We start from the raw sequence: 18,562 nt of genomic DNA, 5'->3' as shown, positions 1-18,562 counted from the left end.
CCCCGGCGGCCGTACGACCGGCGCTAGGAGAACCATGACCGACACCGGTCGGCGGATCCGCCCCCTCCGGCCCCTCGACAACCGGCCGGCCCGCTACCCCACGCCCGCCCAGGCCGAGTCCGCCGCCCGCCGGCTCGCCCTGCGGCACCCGGACCGCTGCCGGCTGCGCGAGGTGGGCCGCTCCCGGGCCGGACGCCCGCTGATGCTGCTCTCCGTGGACCGCGGGCCGCGCGCGGTGCTGGTGGTCGGCGGCCCGCACCCCAACGAGCCGATCGGCACCGCCGGGACCGTCCGGCTCGCCGAGGTGCTGCTGGACCGTCCCGCCTGCCCCGGCGTCTCCTGGCACCTGCTGCTCTGCCTCGACCCGGACGGTGCCGCGCTCAACGCCGGCTGGCTGGACGGCCCGCTCACCATGCGGCGCCACTACGAGCACTTCTTCCGCCCCTCCTTCGAGGAGCAGCCCGAACTGCTGCCCGCCCCCGGCTCCGGCCGCCCGCCGATGCCGGAGAGCCTCGCGCTGACCGGCCTGATCGACGAGCTGCACCCCTTCCTCCAGTGCTCGCTGCACGGGGTGGACTTCGGCGGCGCGTTCGTCCAGCTCACCCGCCCGGTCCGGGGCCTGGCCGGGCGCTTCGCGCGCTCCGCGGAACGGGCCGGCGTCCCGCTCGACGTGGACTCCTACGACGCGATCGGCTGGGCCAGCCCGGACCCGGGCACCTATCTGATGCCGGCCCCGGGCACCGGGGGTTCCCGGGCCCTGCCGGACGAGCCGGAGCTGTCCACCTGGTCGTACGCGGCCCGGTACGGCGCGGTCAGCGCGGTGCTGGAGGTCCCGATGTGGGCCGTCGACGCGGTCGGCGACGCCCGTCCCCACCCGGCCGGGGCGCAGACCCTCGCCGCGGCCGCCCGCGACCTCACCGCGCGCGCCGAAGAGCTCGCCGCCCTGCTCCCGGGCGTCGCCGCGCACCAGTACGAGGCCTACGGCCACGAGGCGTTCGGCCCGCTGCTGCGCACCGTCGAGCTCAGCCTGGCGGCCGCCCCGCGGGTGGCCGAGGAGTGGCTGGAGCGCTGGGGCTCCGAGCCGCTCACCGCCTCCCGGGTGACCACCGCCGGCCTGGTCGCGGCCCGCGTGCCGCTGCGGGTCGCGTCGGTCCTGCTGCGGCTGCTCGCCGACGCCCGCGACCCCGCCGCCGAGGCCGCCCGCGACCGCGCCCGCGCCGTCGTCACCGACAGCCTCGACCGGCTGCGCCACCGCTTCGGCGCCCGCTGGGTCCCCGTCCAGGAGCAACTCGCCCACCAGACGCGGGCCGTCCTCACCACCGCCGACTGCCTGCTCTAGGCCGCCCGGCCCGGTTCCGCCGGCCCGGTTCCGCCGAGCGGCCTCGCGCAGGGCCGCGGTACGCGGAACCCGCACCGCGGAATCCGCGTGCCGGGCGCGGGTGTTGGGGCGGGTGACGGGATGTGGGCGGCGGTGGCGGTGGAGGGTGGGGCGGGTGGCGGGGAATTCGGGGGAGGCCGGGGGACGCTCGGTGGCCGGGCGGGTGTTCTCGGTGCTGGAGGCGTTCGACGGGGAGCGGGAGTCGCTGCGGCTGGCCGAGATCGCGCGGCAGACCGGGCTGCCGGCGCCGACGGCGCTGCGGATGGTGCGTGAGCTGGTCGCCTGGGGCGCGCTGGAGCGGCAGCGGGACGGCGGGTACCGGCTGGGGCGGCGGCTGTGGGCGCTGGGGTCGTTGGCGCCGTGCCTGCGCCGCATCCGGGAGCTGGCGCAGCCGGCCCTGCGGGAGCTGCACGAGCGGACCGGGCAGACCGCGCTGGTGGCGGCGCTGGACGGCCGTTCGGCGCTGCTGCTGGACCGGCTGCCGAGTGCGGCGGCGCAGTCCTCGCCGTTCCAGGTGCGGGTGGGCGGGCGGATGGACCTGCACGCCACGGCGGTGGGCCGGGTGCTGCTGGCGCACGCGCCGGAGGCGCTGGTCCGGGAGGTGGTGGCGGGTCTGTCGGCGGCGGGCGCGCGGCACACCCGGTACACGGTGGTGGCGCCGGGCCGGCTGGGCCGGGAGCTGGCGGCGGTGCGGCGCGGGGGCGTGGGGTACGCGCGTCGGGAGATGCAGCCGGCGTACGGGGCGGTGGCGGTGCCGGTGTTCCATCCGGACGGTTCGCTGCTGGCCGCGCTGGGGCTGGTGGTGGCCTCGCCGGTGGATCCGGCCCGGTACGAGGGGCGGTTGCGCGAGGCGGGGCGGCTGATGGCGGCCGAGGTCGCGCGTTCGGTGGCCGCGGAGGGGGCGCACCCCGCCGGATGACACGCCCCCGAAGGGGGTCTTCCCCCGGGTGACGCGCCCCGCCGGACGGCGTCTTCCACTGGGTGGAACGCCGCGGTGGCCAGGAACCGCCGGTAGCGGGCACCCTGGTGCGCGAAACGGGCGAACGCGCAGGCATCGGAGGCCGCAGTGCACAGCAGCGGTGGCAGGACACCGGCCGCGCGGGGCCTCGCCCCGTCGGCGGGTGGTCCGGGCAGCCGTGGCCGATGTCGCGCCCTCGACCGCGCCCGTGGCACCGGTGTGCCCGGCGCCCCCTGCCGCACCTCGGCCTGACGCGCCTCGGCCCGACGCCCGGGCGAGGCCCGGCAGCGGATCCGACGCGGGATCCGACGCAGGATCCGCCCCATCTCTCTCCTCTCCCCCTTCCCCCGCCGTGCGCGCCCGCGCCCGGCGGCGGTCCCGTACGCCCTCCACCGGCACCACCAAGGAGTCACCCATGCCCAGCAGACCCGTGCCCGCCGCCCGGCGCGTCCGCCGTCCGTTCGTCGTCCCCTCGTCCGTGCCCGCCGCCGGTCTGGCGGCCGTCCTGCTCGCCGGCTGCTCCTCGGCGGGCCCGGCCGGGCCGGGGGCGGGCGCCGAGGGGGCCCCGGTGCGCGGCGGCACCCTGAAGTACGCGGTGGCGGTCGGCACGTCCGGCCTGGACCCGCACGTCAGCCCGGGCGACGTGACGGCGGTGATCCAGCGCAACGTCTTCGACTCGCTGGTGTACCTGGACGACAAGGGCGCCTTCCACCCGTGGCTGGCGAAGTCCTGGCAGATCTCGCCGGACGCCCGGACGTACACCTTCCAGCTGCGCGAGGGCGTCACCTTCCACGACGGCACGGTCTTCGACGCGGCCGCGGTGAAGGCCAACCTGGACCACGTCAAGGACCCGAGGACCAAGTCGCTGTACGCGGCCAGCCTGCTCGGCCCGTACACCGGGACGGAGGTGGTGGACCCGCACACCGTCCGGGTGTCCTTCGCCGAGCCGTACGTGCCGTTCCTGCAGGCGGTCGCCACCCCGTACCTGGGCATCGCCTCGCCGAAGTCGCTGGCGGAGAAGGCGGACCAGCTGTGCGCGGGCGGCGAGAACTCGGTGGGCACCGGGCCGTTCAAGGAGACCGAGTACGTCAAGAACGACCACGTCGAGTTCAAGCGCAACGACGCCTACGCCTGGGCCCCGGAGGGCGCCGCGAACCAGGGCGCGCCGTACCTGGACGGGCTGACGATCCGCTTCCTGCCCGAGGACTCGGTCCGCAGCGGCGCGCTGACCAGCCGCCAGGTGGACGCGGCCACGCTACCGGTCACCGCGGTGCGCACGGTGCGGGCGGCCACCGGCATCGAGGTGAACCGCACGCAGAACCCCGGCGTGGTCTACTCGCTGTTCCTGAACACCACCCGGGGGCCGCTGCAGGACGAGCGGGTGCGCCGGGCCGTCCAGCGGTCGGTGGACGTGGACGCGCTGGTCAAGAGCATCTACTTCGGCGAGTACGAGCGCGCCTGGAGCCCACTGAGCCCGACCACCCCGGCGGCGTACGAGGCCGGGCTGAAGGACGCGCTGCCGCACGACCCGGCGGCGGCCGGCAAGCTGCTGGACGAGGCCGGCTGGAGCGCCAGGGACGCGGACGGCTACCGGGTGAAGGACGGCAAGCGGCTGACCCTGCACTGGCCGTACATCGCCTCGCTGGTGCGCGACCAGCGCGACACCCTGGCGGCGGGCATCCAGGCGGACCTGAAGAAGGCCGGGGTCGAGCTGGTCCGCGACTCGATCGACAACGGCACCTACTTCAAGATCTACGCGAGCGGCGACTACGACCTGTGGGACAACTCCTGGGTGCGGGCCGACCCGGCGATCCTGGCGGGCTTCTACCTCTCCTCCAACACTCCGGCGGCCGGCGGCCAGAACGTGTCGCTCAGCAAGGACCCGGAGCTCGACGGCTGGCTGACGGCGGGCGCGGCGACCACCGATCCGGCCGCCCGCAAGGCCGACTACACCAAGGCCGAGCGGTGGGCGGTGGAGCACGGCACGGTGCTGCCGCTGTACGTGACCACCAATCTGATCGGGCACACCCAGCTCGTCCGGGGCCTGGTGTCCGACGCGAACGCGTGGCCGCAGTTCGCCGGCGTCTGGAAGAACAAGTGACACGGGTCGCGCGCGCGGTGCTGCACCGGCTGGGCGGTGCGGTCCTGGTGCTCTGGGGCGCGGCCACCCTGGGGTTCCTGGCGCTGCACCTGGTGCCCGGCGACCCGGTGTCGACCCTGCTCGGCGGCTCGGTGACCACCGGTTCGGCGGCCGTCCGGGCCGAGATCACCCGGGAGTTCGGGCTGGACCGCCCGCTGTTCGAGCAGTACCTGACCTTCCTGGGCCGGCTGCTGGGCGGCGACCTCGGCCGCTCCTACCAGCAGCAGCAGCCGGTGAGCCGGATCATCGGCGAGCAGCTCGGCCCGACCGCGGGGCTCGCGCTGACGGCGTTCGGGCTGATCCTGGTGTTCGCCCTGGTGTCCGCGGTGACCACGGCCGGGCGGCGACGGGCGGTGCGCGGCGCGGCCTCCGGGGCGGAGCTGCTGGCGATCTCCACCCCGCCGTTCTGGCTGGGGGTCCTGCTGCTCACGCTGTTCTCCTTCCACCTGCGGCTGTTCCCGGTCGCCGGGGCGGAGGGCTGGCAGTCGCTGGTGCTGCCGGCGGTGACCCTGGCGGTGCCGTTCGGCTCGCTGCTCTCGCAGGTGCTGCGGGAGGGGCTGGAGTCGGCGCTGCACGAGCCGTTCGCACTGACCGCCCGTTCGCGCGGGATCGGCCCGCTGGCGCTGCGCGGCCGGCACGCGCTGCGGCACGCGCTGGTGCCGGCGGTCACGCTGGGCGGCTGGCTGGTGGGCGGGCTGCTGGGCGGGACGGTCCTGGTGGAGACGGTGTTCGCCCGGCCGGGTCTGGGCCGGGTGGCGCTGGACGCGGTCACCGGGCACGACCTGCCGGTGGTGATCGGGCTGATCCTGCTGTCCGCCGCGGTCTACCTGGTGGTGAACACCGCGGTGGACGCGCTCTATCTGCTGATCGACCCCCGGCTGCGCGGCGCCGGCCGGGTGCGGGAGGTGGCGGCATGACCGGCCCCGTCGCCCCCGGCATCGCTCCCGCCCCCGACGCCGACGCCGCGCCGGCCGCCGGGCCCGCCGCCCGGGCGGTCCGCTCGGGCGGCGGGCGGGCGGCCCGGGTGCGGCCCGGAGTGCTGCTCGCCGCGCTGGTCCTGGCGGCGGCGGTGGTGGCCTGCGCCTGGCCCGCCCTGCTCGCGCACGCCGACCCGACGGCGGCCGACCCGGTCGCCGCGCTCACCCCGCCGGGGGCAGAACACTGGCTGGGCACCGACCAGTTGGGCCGGGACGTGTACGCCCGGGTGGTGCACGGCGCCCGGTACTCGCTGCTGATCGGGCTCGGCGCGACGGCGCTGTCGGTCCTGGCGGGTCTGCTGGTCGGCCTGCCGGCCGCGCTGTCCGGACGGATCGGCGACCAGGTGGCGATGCGCGCGGTGGACGTCCTCCTGGCGCTGCCCGAACTGCTGCTCGCGCTGCTGGTGATCGCGGTGGTCGGTCCGGGCACCGGCAACGCGCTGCTGGCCATCGCGATCGCGGCCACCCCCGGGTTCGCCCGGCTGGTGCGCGGGCAGGCGATGGTGGTGCGCGGCTCGGAGTACGTGCGCGCCGCGACGGCCCTGGGGGTGCCCCGGGCGGCCGTGGTGCTGCGGCACGTGCTGCCGAACACCCTGGGGCCGCTGACGGTGCCCGCCACGCTGGCCGTCGGCACCGCCGTGGTCTCGGGCTCGGCGCTCAGCTTCCTCGGGCTGGGGCCCAAGGCGCCCGCCCCGGAGTGGGGGGCGATGCTCTCCCAGGGGCGCGACTTCCTGTCCACCGCCTGGTGGATCGCGGTGTTCCCGGGGGCCGCCATCACCGCCGTGGTGGTCGCGATCACCGTGCTCGGCCGTCAGTTGCACCGCCGCCTGGAAGGACGGACGCCATGAGCCCGATCGTCGAACTGGAGGGCCTGAGCGTCGAGTTCGGCCACGGCAGGCAGCGGACCACGGCGGTGGCCGGGGTGTCGCTGTCGCTGTCGGCGGGCGAGTGCCTGGCGCTGGTCGGGGAGTCCGGCTCGGGCAAGAGCGTCACGGCCCGGACGCTGGTCGGACTGACCGCGCCCGGTGCCGCCGTCCGGGCCGAGCGCTTCCTGGTCGAGGGCCGGGACGCCGCCGCCTTCGGCGAGCGGGAGTGGCGCCGGGTGCGCGGTCGCACCGTCGCACTGGTGCTCCAGGACGCGCTGTCCGCACTGGACCCGCTGCGCCGGGTGGGCACCGAGGTGGGCGAGCCCCTGCTCGCCCACCGGGTGCTGCCGAAGGCCGAGGTGCCGGACCGGGTCGAGGAGCTGCTGCGCGACGTCGGGGTTCCGGAGCCGGCCGAACGGGCCCGGCAGTACCCCCACCAGCTCTCCGGCGGGCTGCGTCAGCGGGCGCTGATCGCCTCCGCGCTGGCGGCGGGGCCGCGGGTGCTGGTCGCGGACGAGCCGACCACCGCGCTGGACGTCACGGTGCAGGCCCAAGTGCTCGATCTGCTCGGCGAGTTGAAGGCCGAGGGGACGGCCCTGCTGCTGATCAGCCACGACCTGGCGGTGGTGGCCCGGCTGGCGGACCGGATCGCGGTGATGAAGGACGGCCGGATCGTGGAGAGCGGACCGGCCGACCGGGTGCTGGGTTCACCCGAGCACCCGTACACCCGGATGCTGCTGGCGGCCGCGCCCGATCCGGACCGGCCGGGGCCGGCCCCGGCGGCCGACGCGCAGGAGCGGAAGCAGGAACAGGACCAGGAGCAGAAGCAGGACCGGCTCCTCACCGCCAGGGGCCTGGTGAAGCGCTACCGCAGCCCGGACGGCGGCCTGCGGGAGGCGGTCGCCGACGTGTCGTTCGCGCTCGCGCCCGGCGAGACCCTGGGCATCGTCGGCGAGTCCGGCTCCGGCAAGAGCACCACCGCCCAGCTGGTGATGGGCATGCTGGCCCCGGACGCCGGGGAGGTGCTGCTGGACGGCCGCCCGTGGAGCGCGCTGCCCGAGCGCGAGCGCCGTCCGGCCCGGGCCGCCGTGCAACTGGTCCACCAGGACCCGCTGGCCTCCTTCGATCCGCGCTTCACCGTCCGGCGGATCCTGGCCGAGGCGCTGGCGGTCGCCGGGGTGGCCCGCGGCGCGGCGCGGCGGGAGCGGGCGGTCGGACTGCTGACCCAGGTGGGCCTCGGCGAGCAGCACCTGGAGCGGCGGCCGCGCTCGCTGTCCGGCGGGCAGCGCCAGCGGGTGGCGATCGCCCGGGCGCTGGCCACCGGGCCGCGGCTGCTGGTCTGCGACGAGCCGGTGTCGGCACTGGACGTCTCGGTGCAGGCGCAGGTGCTGGAGCTGCTGGCCCGGCTGCGGGCCGAGCTGGGCCTGGCGATGCTGTTCATCTCGCACGACCTCGCGGTGGTGCGCCAGGTGAGCGACCGGGTGCTGGTGATGAAGGACGGCCGGGCGGTCGAGTACGGCCCGGCCGAGCGGGTGTTCCGCTCCCCCGAGCACCCGTACACCCGGCAGCTGCTGGCGGCCGTGCCCCGGCTGCCCGCACGGACCGCTGCGGTCTGACGGGCCCCGGCAGACGGCGGTGCCCCGGCGGGAACGTCCCGTCGGGGCACCGGCGGAACGGAGCGGACGCCAACCCGGCCGGGTGCGACGTCAGCCCGGCCGGGTGCGACCGTCGGCCCGGCAAGAGCCGGACGCCGGGCGGGCAGGAGCCGGGCGTCAGCCCGGCAGGAACCGCCGGAGGATCGGCGCGGCCCGGTCGGCGAGGTCGTGCTCGCCGTCCGGGGTCGGGTGCAGCCCGTCCGCGTAGACCCGGTCGGCCTCGGCGATGGGCAGCACCTCGCGGCCGTCGACCAGGTGCAGCCGCCGGTCGCCGAGCCGCTGGAGCACCCGGACCGCCTCGCCGGTCAGCTCCCGGATGCCCTCCAGGGTGAGCCCGGCGGCGTTGACCGCTTTCTCCCGCTCCACCGAGGGCAGCGCGGCGATCACCGCGATCGGGGTGTCGGGGTGGCCGTCGCGGACGGTCTCGACGAAGCCGCACACCGCCGAGCCCCAGCTGCGCGCGGTGAACACGCTGCGGATGTAGGCGTTGGTGCCGATCTCCAGGGTGATCAGCTCGGCCGGGGTGTCCCGCAGGACGCGGGCGACCAGCGGGTCCAGGTACGCCTCCCCGGCGAAGCCGAGGTTGCGCAGCCGCCAGCCGTGCCGGACGGCCACCAGGGAGACCCAGCTCTCGGACGGGCCGTGCGGGAACATCGCGTGGGTGAGCGAGCTGCCGTACGCGATCCAGCGCGGGCCGGTGCGTTCGAGCGGCTCCAGCACCCGGTGGCCGTGCAGCGAGAGCCGGCCGATCCAGGTGCGGCTGAGGTGCGGCAGCCAGATCTCCACCTCGGCCGGGCCGTTCGCGCCGGCGGGCAGCGGCAGGGCGAGCCGGTGGCGGCCGGGCACCGGGTGCCACCGGTGGGCGACGACGCCGTCCACCACCACGTCCAACGGCGCGCTGCCGGGTTCGGCGTCCAGTTCCAGGACCAGTTCGACGGCGTCGGTGCGCAGGCCGAAGCGGGCGCCGGCCGGGAGTCGGGCGAGGCGGGCGAAGTCGGCGGAGAGGGTGGTCGCCACCCGGTCCAGCGGCAGGCGCAGCGGGATCCAGCGGTCCTCGTGCCGGGCCAGGCCGCTGATGCCGTCCCAGGAGAGCCGGGGGTCGTCCGGGGTGAGGCGTTCGACGGCGGTGGCGGCGGTGGCGGCGGTGGCGGCGGCGGGCCGGGTGGCGGTCACGCCCGGCCCTCCTGGAGATCGGCGGCCAGGGCCTGCGCCTCGGCGGGCGCATCCTCGGCGGGCGGCGCCTGCGCGGCGTCCCCGCCCTTCGGCGCGCCCAGCCCGAGGGCGGCGGCGACCAGCCCGACGGCCGAGAAGAGCGCGGCGACCAGGAAGGCCCAGTGGTACGCGGAGAGCGAGGGCGAGGCGCCGCCGACGCCGGTGAGCACCGCCGCGCCGACGGCGACGCCGATGCCGCCGCCGAGCTGGAGGGCGGCGGTGACCAGCGCGGTGGCCAGCCCCTGGTCCTCGTTCTTCACGCCGCCGACCGCGGCGATGTTGAAGGCGAGGAAGCTGGTGCCGTTGCCGAGCCCGTGCACGATCAGCGCGGGCAGCAGGACGCTCAGGTAGTTGCTGTCGGTGCCGGTGCGCAGGAACAGCAGGATGCCGCCGCCCTGGAGGAGCAGGCCGAGGACGGCCGCCGGGCGCAGCCCGGAGCGGTTGATCAGCTTGGGCGCGAGGTTGACGGCGAGCAGGATCGCGGCGGCCATCGGGACGATCGCCAGGCCCGCCTGGAGGGCGCTGTAGCCGAGCACCTGCTGGAGGTAGAGCAGGGCGATGAACTGCCAGCCGATGGTGGCGCAGGCCCAGACCAGGCCGACGGTGTTGGCGGTGGACAGGGTGCGCGAGCGGAAGATCCGCAGTGGCAGCAGCGGGTCGGTGCGGCGCTGCTGGATGACCACGAAGACGACCAGCAGCACGACGGCGGCGATCAGCGAGCCGAGGGTGGCGGCGGAGCCCCAGCCGGCTTCGGGGGCGCGGACGAGTCCGAGGACGAGCAGCAGGACGCCGGCGGTGGCGGTGAGCGCGCCGGCCGCGTCGAAGCCGGGCCGTTCGCCGGTGCGCGCCTGGTCGGGGGCGACGGCGTAGTTGGTGACGGCGAGGACGAGCGAGGCGACGACGAAGGGGACGAAGAAGATGAGCCGCCAGTGCACTTCGGTCAGGACGCCGGAGAACACCAGGCCGGCCGCGTAGCCGCTGGCGCCGGTGAGGGAGAAGATGCCCATCGCGCGGGTGCGCTCGGGGCCCTCCTTGAACGTGGTGGTGATGATCGACATCGCCGCGGGGGCGATGAAGGCGGCGGCGACGCCCTTGATGACGCGGCTGACGACCAGCAGGGTGCCGTCGGAGACGAGCCCGCCGGCGAGGCTGACGAGGGCGAACACGGCGGTGGCCCAGAAGAACAGCCGGCGCCGGCCGAAGAGGTCGGCGGCTCGGCCGCCGAGCAGCAGGAAGCCGCCGTAGGCGACGGCGTAGCCGGAGATGATCCACTGCAGCGTCTCCGGCCCGAGGCCGAGGTCCTGCTTGATCTCCGGCAGGGCGACACCCATCAGGGAGACGTCCATCGAGTCGAGGAAGAGCTGGGCGCAGAGCACCAGGAGTGCCAACCCCTTGTGCGCGCCGAGGGTGCGGGGCGCCGTGTCCGGCATCGGCCCTCTCCCAATCCATCTGGCAGACAATCGTCTGCATCTCAATCAAGTGGGCTGAACGTAGCAGTCAAATCATCTAGCGTCAAACAATCTCCGCGCCACGCGACCCCCAACACCCCTTGCGTCCCCGCGAGTTGACTTCCTATTGTTTGATAATTGCCGAACCTTAGAAATATCGGCCCTACCCACGGGGGAGTTGCCCACCCATGCCCGAATCCGTCAGACGTCCCCGCCTGCCCTCGCTCACCGGCGTCAGATTCCTGATCGTGGTCCCGGTCTTCGCCTTCCACGCGGACATGGAGAAACCGTTCGGCGACGCGGGGGTCGCCGACGCCTACGCCTGGCTCGTCGCCAACGGCGCCTGGACCGCGATCAGCTGCTTCTTCGTCCTCAGCGGCTTCGTGATCACCTGGGGCTCACGCCCCGACCACAGTGCCCGCGGCTTCTGGCGCCGCCGGGCCGCCAAGATCTACCCACTGCACGTGCTCACCTGGGCCGCCGCACTGGTGCTGCTCGCCGTGGCCGGCCACGCCGCGACCGCCCGCCAGGCCGTTCCCAACCTGTTCCTGGTGCACACCTGGAACCCGGACCGCGAGGTCTTCTCCAGCCTCAACGACGTCAGTTGGTCGATCTCCTGCGAGATCTTCTTCTACGCCGCCTTCCCGCTGCTGGTGCACTGGATCCGGAAGATCCGCCCCGAACGGCTCTGGGCCTGGACCGCCGGGGTGATCGCCGCGGTCCTGCTCGTCCCGGCCGCCTCCGCCCTGCTGCCGGACCGTCCGCCGCTGCCCTTCGGCTCCGGCTCGGTGTGGCAGTTCTGGTTCGTCTACGTGTTCCCGCCGGTGCGGCTGCTGGAGTTCGTGCTGGGCATCCTGCTCGCCCGGATCGTCCTCACCGGCCGCCGGCTGCCGATCGGCGCCCTGCCCGCCGCCCTGCTCCTGATCCCGGCCCAACTCCTGGCCAAGCAGCTGCCGTTCCTGTGGGGGCTGACCACCCCCGCGATCGTCCCGATCGCCCTGCTGCTGCCCGCGCTCGCCGCCCGGGACGTGGCCGGCCGGCGCTCCTTCCTCACCTCCCGGCCGCTGGTCACCCTCGGCAGCTGGACCTTCGCCTTCTACCTGGTCCACCGGCTGATCCTGGACCACGGCCACCGCGCCCTCGGCGCCGGACGGACCTTCACCACCCCGGTCGCCGCCGCGCTGCTGCTCGGCGCGTTCACCGCCGCCTGGCTGCTCGCCGGGCTCCTGCACCGGTACGTCGAGCTCCCGGCCGTACGGCTGCTCGCCGCACCCCGCCGGCGCCCCACCGGCGCCACGCCCCCGAGCCCCCCGAGCGGCCCGGCGCCCACCCCCGACCCGGACACCGGCCGCCTGACCGAAGCCCCGACCACCTGATCACGCGCCCGCACCCGCACCCCGACCGGAACCACGACCGGAACCACGACCGCCGGACCACGACCCCGGCGATCCCACCGAGAGGCAGACCGATGACCGACCAGGACCTCACCGCCTACCCCCTTCCGCTCTCCCCCTACGGCGAGCCGCCCGCCGAGTTCGCCGAACTGCGCGCCAAGTGCCCGGTCAGCCGGGTCCGGCTGCCCAGCGGCGACCAGGCCTGGCTGGTCACCGGCTACGACGAGGTCGTCTCCGCGCTCTCCGACCAGCGGCTGTCCCGGGCCGCGCTGCGCGAGCCGGGCGCCGTACGCACCGTCTCCGGCGAGGACTTCTCCGACAACCCGTACAACCTGCTCAACCAGGAGGGCCCCGACCACGCCCGGCTGCGCCGGCTGATCTCCCCCGCCTTCACCCCGCGCAAGGCCGAGCGCTGGCGCTCCCGGGTGGTCGAGATCGCCGACGAGCTCATCGACCGCCTGGTCGAAGGTCCCCGACCGGCCGACCTGCACCACGACTTCGCCGCCGTGCTGCCGGTCTGGGTGATCTGCGAGATGGTCGGCGCCCCGGTCGAGGACCGCCCGCTGCTCCAGCAGTGGACCGACCGGCTGGTCTCCATCACCGCCCACACCCCCGAGGAGCGGCTCGCCGCCCGCCAGGAGTCCGCCGCGTACGTCGCCGGGCTGGTCGCCGAACGCCGCGCGAACCCCGGCGAGGACCTGCTCTCCACCCTCATCTCGGCCCGCGACGACGAGGACCGCCTCGACGAGCGCGAGCTGGTCTGGCTCGGCATCAACCTGCTGGTCGCCGGCCACGACACCACCGTCAGCGCGGTCTCCCGGGCGCTGTACCAGCTGCTGCGCCACCCCGACCAGTGGCGGCTGCTCACCGAGCGCCCCGACCTGCTGGACAACGCGACCGAGGAACTCCTGCGCTACGCCCCGCCGTCCGAGATCGGCTTCATGCGGGTCGCCACCGAGGACCTGGAGCTGGCCGGCACCCCGGTCGCCAAGGGCGAGGGCGTCATCCCGGTGATGCACGCGGCCGGCCGCGACATCCGCCGGGTGGACGACCCCGAGCGGCTCGACCTCACCCGCGCCGACCCCAAGCACGTCGCCTTCGGCCACGGCGCCCACTACTGCCCCGGCGCGGGCGTCGCCCGGATGGAGCTCCAGGTCGCCTTCGGCACCCTGGCCCGCCGGCTGCCCTCGCTGCGGCTCGCGGTGCCCGCCGAGGAGGTCGAGTGGCTCGGCGGCCTGCTGACACTGCGTCCGAAGGCGCTGCCCGTCGAGTGGTGACGGGGCTCGGCGGACGCCCCGGCGACCCGGTCCGACGGCCCGTCCGTTGGGCCGGGTCGCCGCCCGCCGCCCAGCCGTTGGGACGGGATCCGGTCCGTACCGACGCCCGAAGACGGAACACCTGTCCGATCCCGAGACTTGGGGCCAGCCGGTACACCGCCCCCTCCGACCGGACCGCCCGCTCCGCCCAGGAACGAGGACCCATGCCCACCACGCGTCCCCTGGCCCTGACCGGCCACGACCTGACCCTCGCCGACATCGTCTCCGTCGCCCGGGCCCGCCCCGGCACCGCCGGACCGGTCCTCGCCCCCGCCGCCACCGGCAGGATGTCCGCCTCCGTCGCCCTCAAGGAGGACTGGCTGGCGCGCGGCATCCCGCTGTACGGCATCACCACCGGATTCGGCGACTCCGTCGGGCGGCAGATCTCCGCCGACCGCGCCGCCGCGCTCCAGCGGAACCTGATCACCTACCACCTCAACGGCACCGGCCCGACCGCCGCGCCCGAGGTCGCCCGCGCCGTCCAGCTGATCCGCGCCAACTGCCTGGGGCGCGGCCCCTCCGCGATCCGGCCCGTCGTGGTCGACACCCTGCTGCGCCACCTGGCCGCCGACATCCTGCCGCTCATCCCCGAACGGGGCTCGCTCGGCGCCAGCGGCGACCTGGTCCCGCTCTGCTACCTGGCGCACGCCCTGCTCGGCGAGGGCGACGTGCTGCACCGCGGCCGGATCCGCCCGGCCGCCGAGGCAATCGCCGAGGAGGGCATCGAACCGGTGGTGCTCGCCGCCAAGGAGGGCCTGGCACTGATCAACGGCACCTCCTTCACCTCCGCCTTCGCCGTCCTCGCCACCCACGACGCGGCCGAACTCGCCGCCGCCGCCGACATCGCCACCGCCCTCGCCGTGGAGGCGCTGCACGGCAACGCCTCGCACTTCCACCCGTTCCTGCACCGCCAGAAGCCGCACCCCGGCCAGCTCGCCTCCGCGGCCGCGATCCGCGCCCTGCTCGACGGCTCCGAACTCGCCACCGACTACCGGGGCATCCTCGACCGCCAGGAACGCCTGGGCGACCGCGGCTTCCTCACCCACGAGCACCGCATCCAGGACCCGTACTCGCTGCGCTGCGCCCCGCACGTCACCGGCGTGCTGCGGGACACCCTGGACTGGGTGCGGCCCTGGCTGGAGACCGAGGTCAACTCCTCCACCGACAACCCGCTGTTCGACACCGAGGAGGGCCTGCTGCACCACGGCGGCAACTTCTACGCCGGCCACGTCGGCCAGGCCATGGACGGCCTCAAGACCGCCGTCGCCAACACCGCCGACCTGCTCGACCGCCAGCTCGCCCTGCTGGTCGACCCCAAGTTCAGCCGCGGCCTGCCGCCCAACCTGATCGCCCCCGCCGCCGACACCGACGCCCACGCCGGGCTCCACCACGGCTTCAAGGGCATGCAGATCGCCGCCTCCGCGATCACCGCCGAGGCGCTCAAGACCGCCGTACCCGCCTCACTGTTCTCCCGCTCCACCGAGGCGCACAACCAGGACAAGGTGAGCATGGGCACGATCGCCGCCCGCGACGCCCGTACGGTCGTCGAGCTCGCCCGCGACGTCACCGCGATCCACCTGCTCGCCGTCGCCCAGGCGGTCGAGCTGCGCGGCCTGCGCAAGGCCTCGCCCACCCTCCAGAAGGTGCACGGACTGATCCGCGAGCAGGCCCCGTTCACCGACCGCGACCGGCGGATGGACGGCGACATCGCCGCCGTGGCCGGCCTGGTCCGGGACGGTTCGCTGCGCCGCGCCGCCGGGCTCCCGGAGCCCTTCGCCGCCTGAACCCCCGCCCTTCGCCGCCCGACCCCCCGCCTTTCGCCGCCCGACCCCCCGCCGTTCGCCGTCTCCCCCGCACCGGCACGTCCCCGACCGTGACTCCCACAGCCCGAGGAGCTATCGAAGATGCTGCTACTGCGCGACCCCGCCCAACGCCAGGACGCCGCCGAGCGCCTGGACTCCCACACCGCCCTGATCCACCGCACCTGGCAGGGCCAGGACCCGGCCGAACGCTACGGCGCCAAGCTGGCCACCACGCTGGCCGCCGCCGTGCGCTCCCCGATGTACGCCGGCACCCTCACCGGGGACCTCGCCGAGCGGCTGCGCTCGGACACCCCGCTGACCCCCGCCGAGGCCCTGGACGCCTTCGCCGCGCTGCCCTTCCTCGGCAAGAAGGAACTCGGCGGCCACGGCGCCGGCGCGTTCACCCGCCCACTGTCGGAGTTCCTGCACTACTACGAGTCCTCCGGCACCACCGGCGACCCGGCCCCCGCCCCCAAGGCGGTGGACGACCTGCTGGTCAACACCCTCAACATCGGCGAGATGTGGGGCCGGCTGCTGCGGCCCGCCGATGTCGCCCTGATCCTCATCAACGCCCCCTTCGCACCCGCCGCCTACCAGTTCGAGAAGGTGCTGGAGTACCTCGGGGTGATGTCCTTCCGCCCCTGGGTGGACAACATCACCGGCGACTACACCCGGGTGCTGCGACTGATCTCCGAACTGAACGCCAACGTCTACGTCGGACCGCCGTCCCGGCTGCTGGAACTGGCCCAGTTCTCCCAACGGAACGGCCTGCCGCTGCCCCGCTTCGACCGGCTGCTGCTGATGGCCGAACAGACCGGCCCCAGCTTCGTGCGCCACCTCGAACGCCTCACCGGCGGCACCGCCTACGTCGGCTCGTACGGCTCCTCGGAGACCGGCACCCTCGCCGTCACCTGCGAACACCGCCGGCTGCACCTGCAGTTGCAGAGCTACCTGCTGGAGATCGACGACGGCGAGGGCACCACCGTGCTCGGCCCGGACACCGACCCGGTGCAGGGCGAGCTGATCGTCACCACCCTGGACATCCCCTCCCGCCCGCTGCTGCGCTACCGCACCGGCGACCTGGTCCGGATCGAGACCGACCCCTGCGACTGCGGCATCCGGCTGCCCGTCCTGCGCACCCTCGGCCGGGCCCAGGACGTCCTGCTGCTCGCCGAGAACAACATCCGCCAGGACGACCTGGAGGAGGCGCTGTGGGCCGAGGCCCTGCCCGGCGCCTCGGTGTTCAACTACATGCTGGTGCTGCGCGGCAAGGCCCTCGTCTGCCTGGTCACCACCGACGGCACCCCGGACGGCTCCTGGTCGAAGGTGCTGGAGCAGCGCCTCGCCCCGCTCTTCGAGGAGTACACGGTGACCGTCCACCCGGTGGAGAAGCTGCCCCCGCTGGCCTCGCTCGGCCAGTACCTGGGCTGGAAGCTCTCCCGGGTCCTGGACCTCAACGAGGAGGCCAACTGGGGCCGGCTGCCCGCGCCGCTCACCTCACTGGTGCGCGAGTCGCTGGCCCAGGTCGCCGAGGCCACGGGGGTCGGGGCATGAGTGGAATCGCCGGGCTGGTGTCGCGCAGCGGGGATGTGCGCGAACAGGCCCAACTCGTCCAGGAGTTCACCGACACCCTGACCCACCGCGGCCCGCGCCGCGGCGGCACCTGGCTGGCCCGGCACGCCGGCCTCGGCCACCGCCAGTTCCACACCGGGCCCCGCAACGACGTGCCCCAGCCCTGGTTCCCGCCCGAGCTGGACCCGGCCCCGGCCGTCATCGCCTTCTCCGGCGAACTGCTCAACCCCGGCCCGCTGCACACCACGCTGACCGCCCGCGGCCACCGGATCCGCAACGGCTCGGACGCCGAACTCGTCCTGCGCGCCTACCTGGAGTGGGGCGCCGACGCCGCCGACCGACTGGTCGGCGGTTACGCGGCGGCGATCTGGGACGCCCGCACCGAGGAGCTGGTGCTGATCCGCGACCGGCTCGGCGTCGAGCCGCTCTACTGGGCCGAACTCCCGGACGGTTCCCTGGCGTTCGGCTCCGAACCGAAGGCCCTGCTGGCCGCCGGGCTGCCCGCCGAGGTGGACGCGAACGGCCTGGTGGACGTCCTCACCGTCGCGCTCAAGCGCCCCGGCGACGCCGTCTACCGCGACCTGCACGAGGTCCGTCCCGGGTGGCTGCTGGTCGCCGGTCCGAACGGCGTGCGCCACCGGCGCTACTGGGCGCCGGAGGCCGCCGAGCACACCGACGACGAGCCGACCACCGTCCGGCGGGTGCGCGCCCTGCTCGCCGACACAGTGCGCCGGCAGTCCGCCGACACCGGGGTCAAACCCGGCGCCCTGCTCTCCGGCGGCCTGGACTCCAGCGCCATCGTCGGCCTGGCCGCGGCCGGCGGCGACAAGATCGCCACCTACTCGGTCGATTTCGCGGGCAGCGAGACCGACTTCAAGGCGGACGCCCTGCACGTCAGCCGGGACGCCCCGTACGTCCGGGCGGTGGTCGACCACGTGGGCACCAGGCACACCGAGATCCTGCTGGACGCCCCCTCGCTGCTCGACCACCTGGGCGCCACCCTGCGCGCCCGCGACCTGCCCGGCGTCGGCGACCTCGACGTCTCGCTGCACCTGCTCTTCCGCGAGGTGCGCGGCCACGCCGAGGTGGTGCTCTCGGGCGAGGGTGCGGACGACGTCTTCGGCGGCTTCCCCTGGTTCACCGCCGAGGCCGACCGCCCGACCGCCAACTTCCCGTGGTCGGCCGGGATCACCGACCGCAGCGGGATGCTCTCCGCCGAGCTGCGCCGGCACCTGGACGTGGACGCCGAGGTGGCCGCCCGCTACGGCGAGGCGCTCGCCGAGGTCCCGCGGCTGGCGGGCGAGTCGGGCGCGGACCGCCGGCTGCGCGAGGCCTTCCACCTCCAGCTCACCCGCTTCCTGCCCTTCCTGCTGGACCGCAAGGACCGGATGAGCTTCGCGGCGGGCCTGCTGGTCCGGCTGCCGTTCACCGACCACCGGCTGGTCGAGTACGTGTGGAACACCCCGTGGGCGCTCAAGCGGCTCGGCGGCCAGGAGAAGGGGCTGCTGCGCGAGGCGGTCGCCGATCTGCTGCCCGCCGAGGTGGTGCGGCGGCAGAAGAGCGGTTTCCCGTTCGGGCAGAGTCCGGAGTACCTGGAGGCGGTCCGCGAGGCCGTCCGCGCCCTGCTCGCCGACCGCGACTCGCCCGCCCTTCCGCTGCTGAACGCCGACGCGCTGCGCGCCCAGGTGGACGGCGGCGGCTGGCACACCGGTACCTTCACCCCGCCGCCCTGGCTGCCGCGCGCCCTGCTGCTGGACGCCTGGCTGCGGACGTACGGCGTCCGCGTGGTGCTCTGACCCTCCGACCGCACCGCACGCGCCGCCCGTACCCCCGCTCCACCGGGG

At 75.0% G+C, this 18,562-nt stretch carries 13 protein-coding genes; 11 read left to right on the top strand and 2 right to left on the bottom strand.

The annotated features are described in order from the left end of the window. Positions 1-34 precede the first annotated feature (34 nt). The 6 genes from ACWGKU_RS23720 to ACWGKU_RS23695 all read left to right on the top strand — a co-directional run bounded on the left by ACWGKU_RS23720 (position 35) and on the right by ACWGKU_RS23695 (position 7,935). Complete coding sequence (locus ACWGKU_RS23720; protein ID WP_452178658.1) at positions 35-1,339, top strand: M14 family zinc carboxypeptidase; 1,305 nt, start codon at positions 35-37, stop codon at positions 1,337-1,339. 154 nt (positions 1,340-1,493) lie between these two features. Continuing rightward, a complete protein-coding gene (locus tag ACWGKU_RS23715; protein ID WP_452178659.1) occupies positions 1,494-2,297 on the top strand; it encodes an IclR family transcriptional regulator in 804 nt (267 codons plus the stop codon). A 454-nt stretch (positions 2,298-2,751) separates the two neighbouring features. Next, positions 2,752-4,437, top strand: coding sequence for an ABC transporter substrate-binding protein (locus ACWGKU_RS23710; protein WP_452191558.1), 1,686 nt, complete (start codon positions 2,752-2,754; stop codon positions 4,435-4,437). After that, positions 4,434-5,393 (top strand): ABC transporter permease, encoded by a 960-nt coding sequence (locus ACWGKU_RS23705; RefSeq protein WP_359908091.1) that lies wholly within the window; start codon positions 4,434-4,436, stop codon positions 5,391-5,393. The genes ACWGKU_RS23710 and ACWGKU_RS23705 overlap by 4 nt, the downstream gene beginning before the upstream one ends. Next, on the top strand, positions 5,390-6,301 hold the full coding sequence (locus ACWGKU_RS23700; protein WP_452191556.1) for an ABC transporter permease: 912 nt from the start codon (positions 5,390-5,392) through the stop codon (positions 6,299-6,301). The genes ACWGKU_RS23705 and ACWGKU_RS23700 overlap by 4 nt, the downstream gene beginning before the upstream one ends. Then, entirely contained in the window at positions 6,298-7,935 is a 1,638-nt protein-coding gene (locus tag ACWGKU_RS23695) for a dipeptide ABC transporter ATP-binding protein (RefSeq protein ID WP_452179341.1), read from the top strand. Before ACWGKU_RS23700 ends, ACWGKU_RS23695 begins: the two co-directional genes overlap by 4 nt. Positions 7,936-8,091: 156 nt before the next feature. On the opposite strand, the gene ACWGKU_RS23690 is transcribed toward ACWGKU_RS23695, so the two are convergent. Together ACWGKU_RS23690 and ACWGKU_RS23685 are read right to left on the bottom strand one after the other, a co-directional pair. Beyond that, positions 8,092-9,147 (bottom strand): SGNH/GDSL hydrolase family protein, encoded by a 1,056-nt coding sequence (locus ACWGKU_RS23690; RefSeq protein WP_452179342.1) that lies wholly within the window; start codon positions 9,145-9,147, stop codon positions 8,092-8,094. Further along, positions 9,144-10,616: an MFS transporter gene (locus ACWGKU_RS23685; RefSeq protein WP_401052237.1), complete on the bottom strand. Its 1,473-nt coding sequence runs from the start codon at positions 10,614-10,616 to the stop codon at positions 9,144-9,146. The genes ACWGKU_RS23690 and ACWGKU_RS23685 overlap by 4 nt, the downstream gene beginning before the upstream one ends. A gap of 206 nt (positions 10,617-10,822) precedes the next feature. On the opposite strand from ACWGKU_RS23685, the gene ACWGKU_RS23680 reads away from it, so the two are divergent. The 5 genes from ACWGKU_RS23680 (at position 10,823) to asnB (ending at position 18,514) form a co-directional block, all read left to right on the top strand. Further along, positions 10,823-12,010, top strand: coding sequence for an acyltransferase family protein (locus tag ACWGKU_RS23680; RefSeq protein ID WP_452179343.1), 1,188 nt, complete (start codon positions 10,823-10,825; stop codon positions 12,008-12,010). A gap of 92 nt (positions 12,011-12,102) precedes the next feature. After that, entirely contained in the window at positions 12,103-13,305 is a 1,203-nt protein-coding gene (locus ACWGKU_RS23675; protein ID WP_359908108.1) for a cytochrome P450, read from the top strand. Positions 13,306-13,508: 203 nt separating this feature from the next. Beyond that, complete coding sequence (locus ACWGKU_RS23670; protein ID WP_452179344.1) at positions 13,509-15,128, top strand: aromatic amino acid lyase; 1,620 nt, start codon at positions 13,509-13,511, stop codon at positions 15,126-15,128. A gap of 120 nt (positions 15,129-15,248) precedes the next feature. Beyond that, a complete protein-coding gene (locus ACWGKU_RS23665) occupies positions 15,249-16,700 on the top strand; it encodes a phenylacetate--CoA ligase family protein (RefSeq protein ID WP_452179345.1) in 1,452 nt (483 codons plus the stop codon). Further along, positions 16,697-18,514 (top strand): asparagine synthase (glutamine-hydrolyzing), encoded by a 1,818-nt coding sequence (asnB, locus tag ACWGKU_RS23660; RefSeq protein ID WP_452179346.1) that lies wholly within the window; start codon positions 16,697-16,699, stop codon positions 18,512-18,514. Before ACWGKU_RS23665 ends, asnB begins: the two co-directional genes overlap by 4 nt. The last annotated feature ends 48 nt before the right edge of the window (positions 18,515-18,562 follow it).

It is taken from the genome of Kitasatospora sp. NPDC054768 (assembly GCF_053612025.1).
This window is presented reverse-complemented; position numbering and strand designations above follow the sequence as displayed.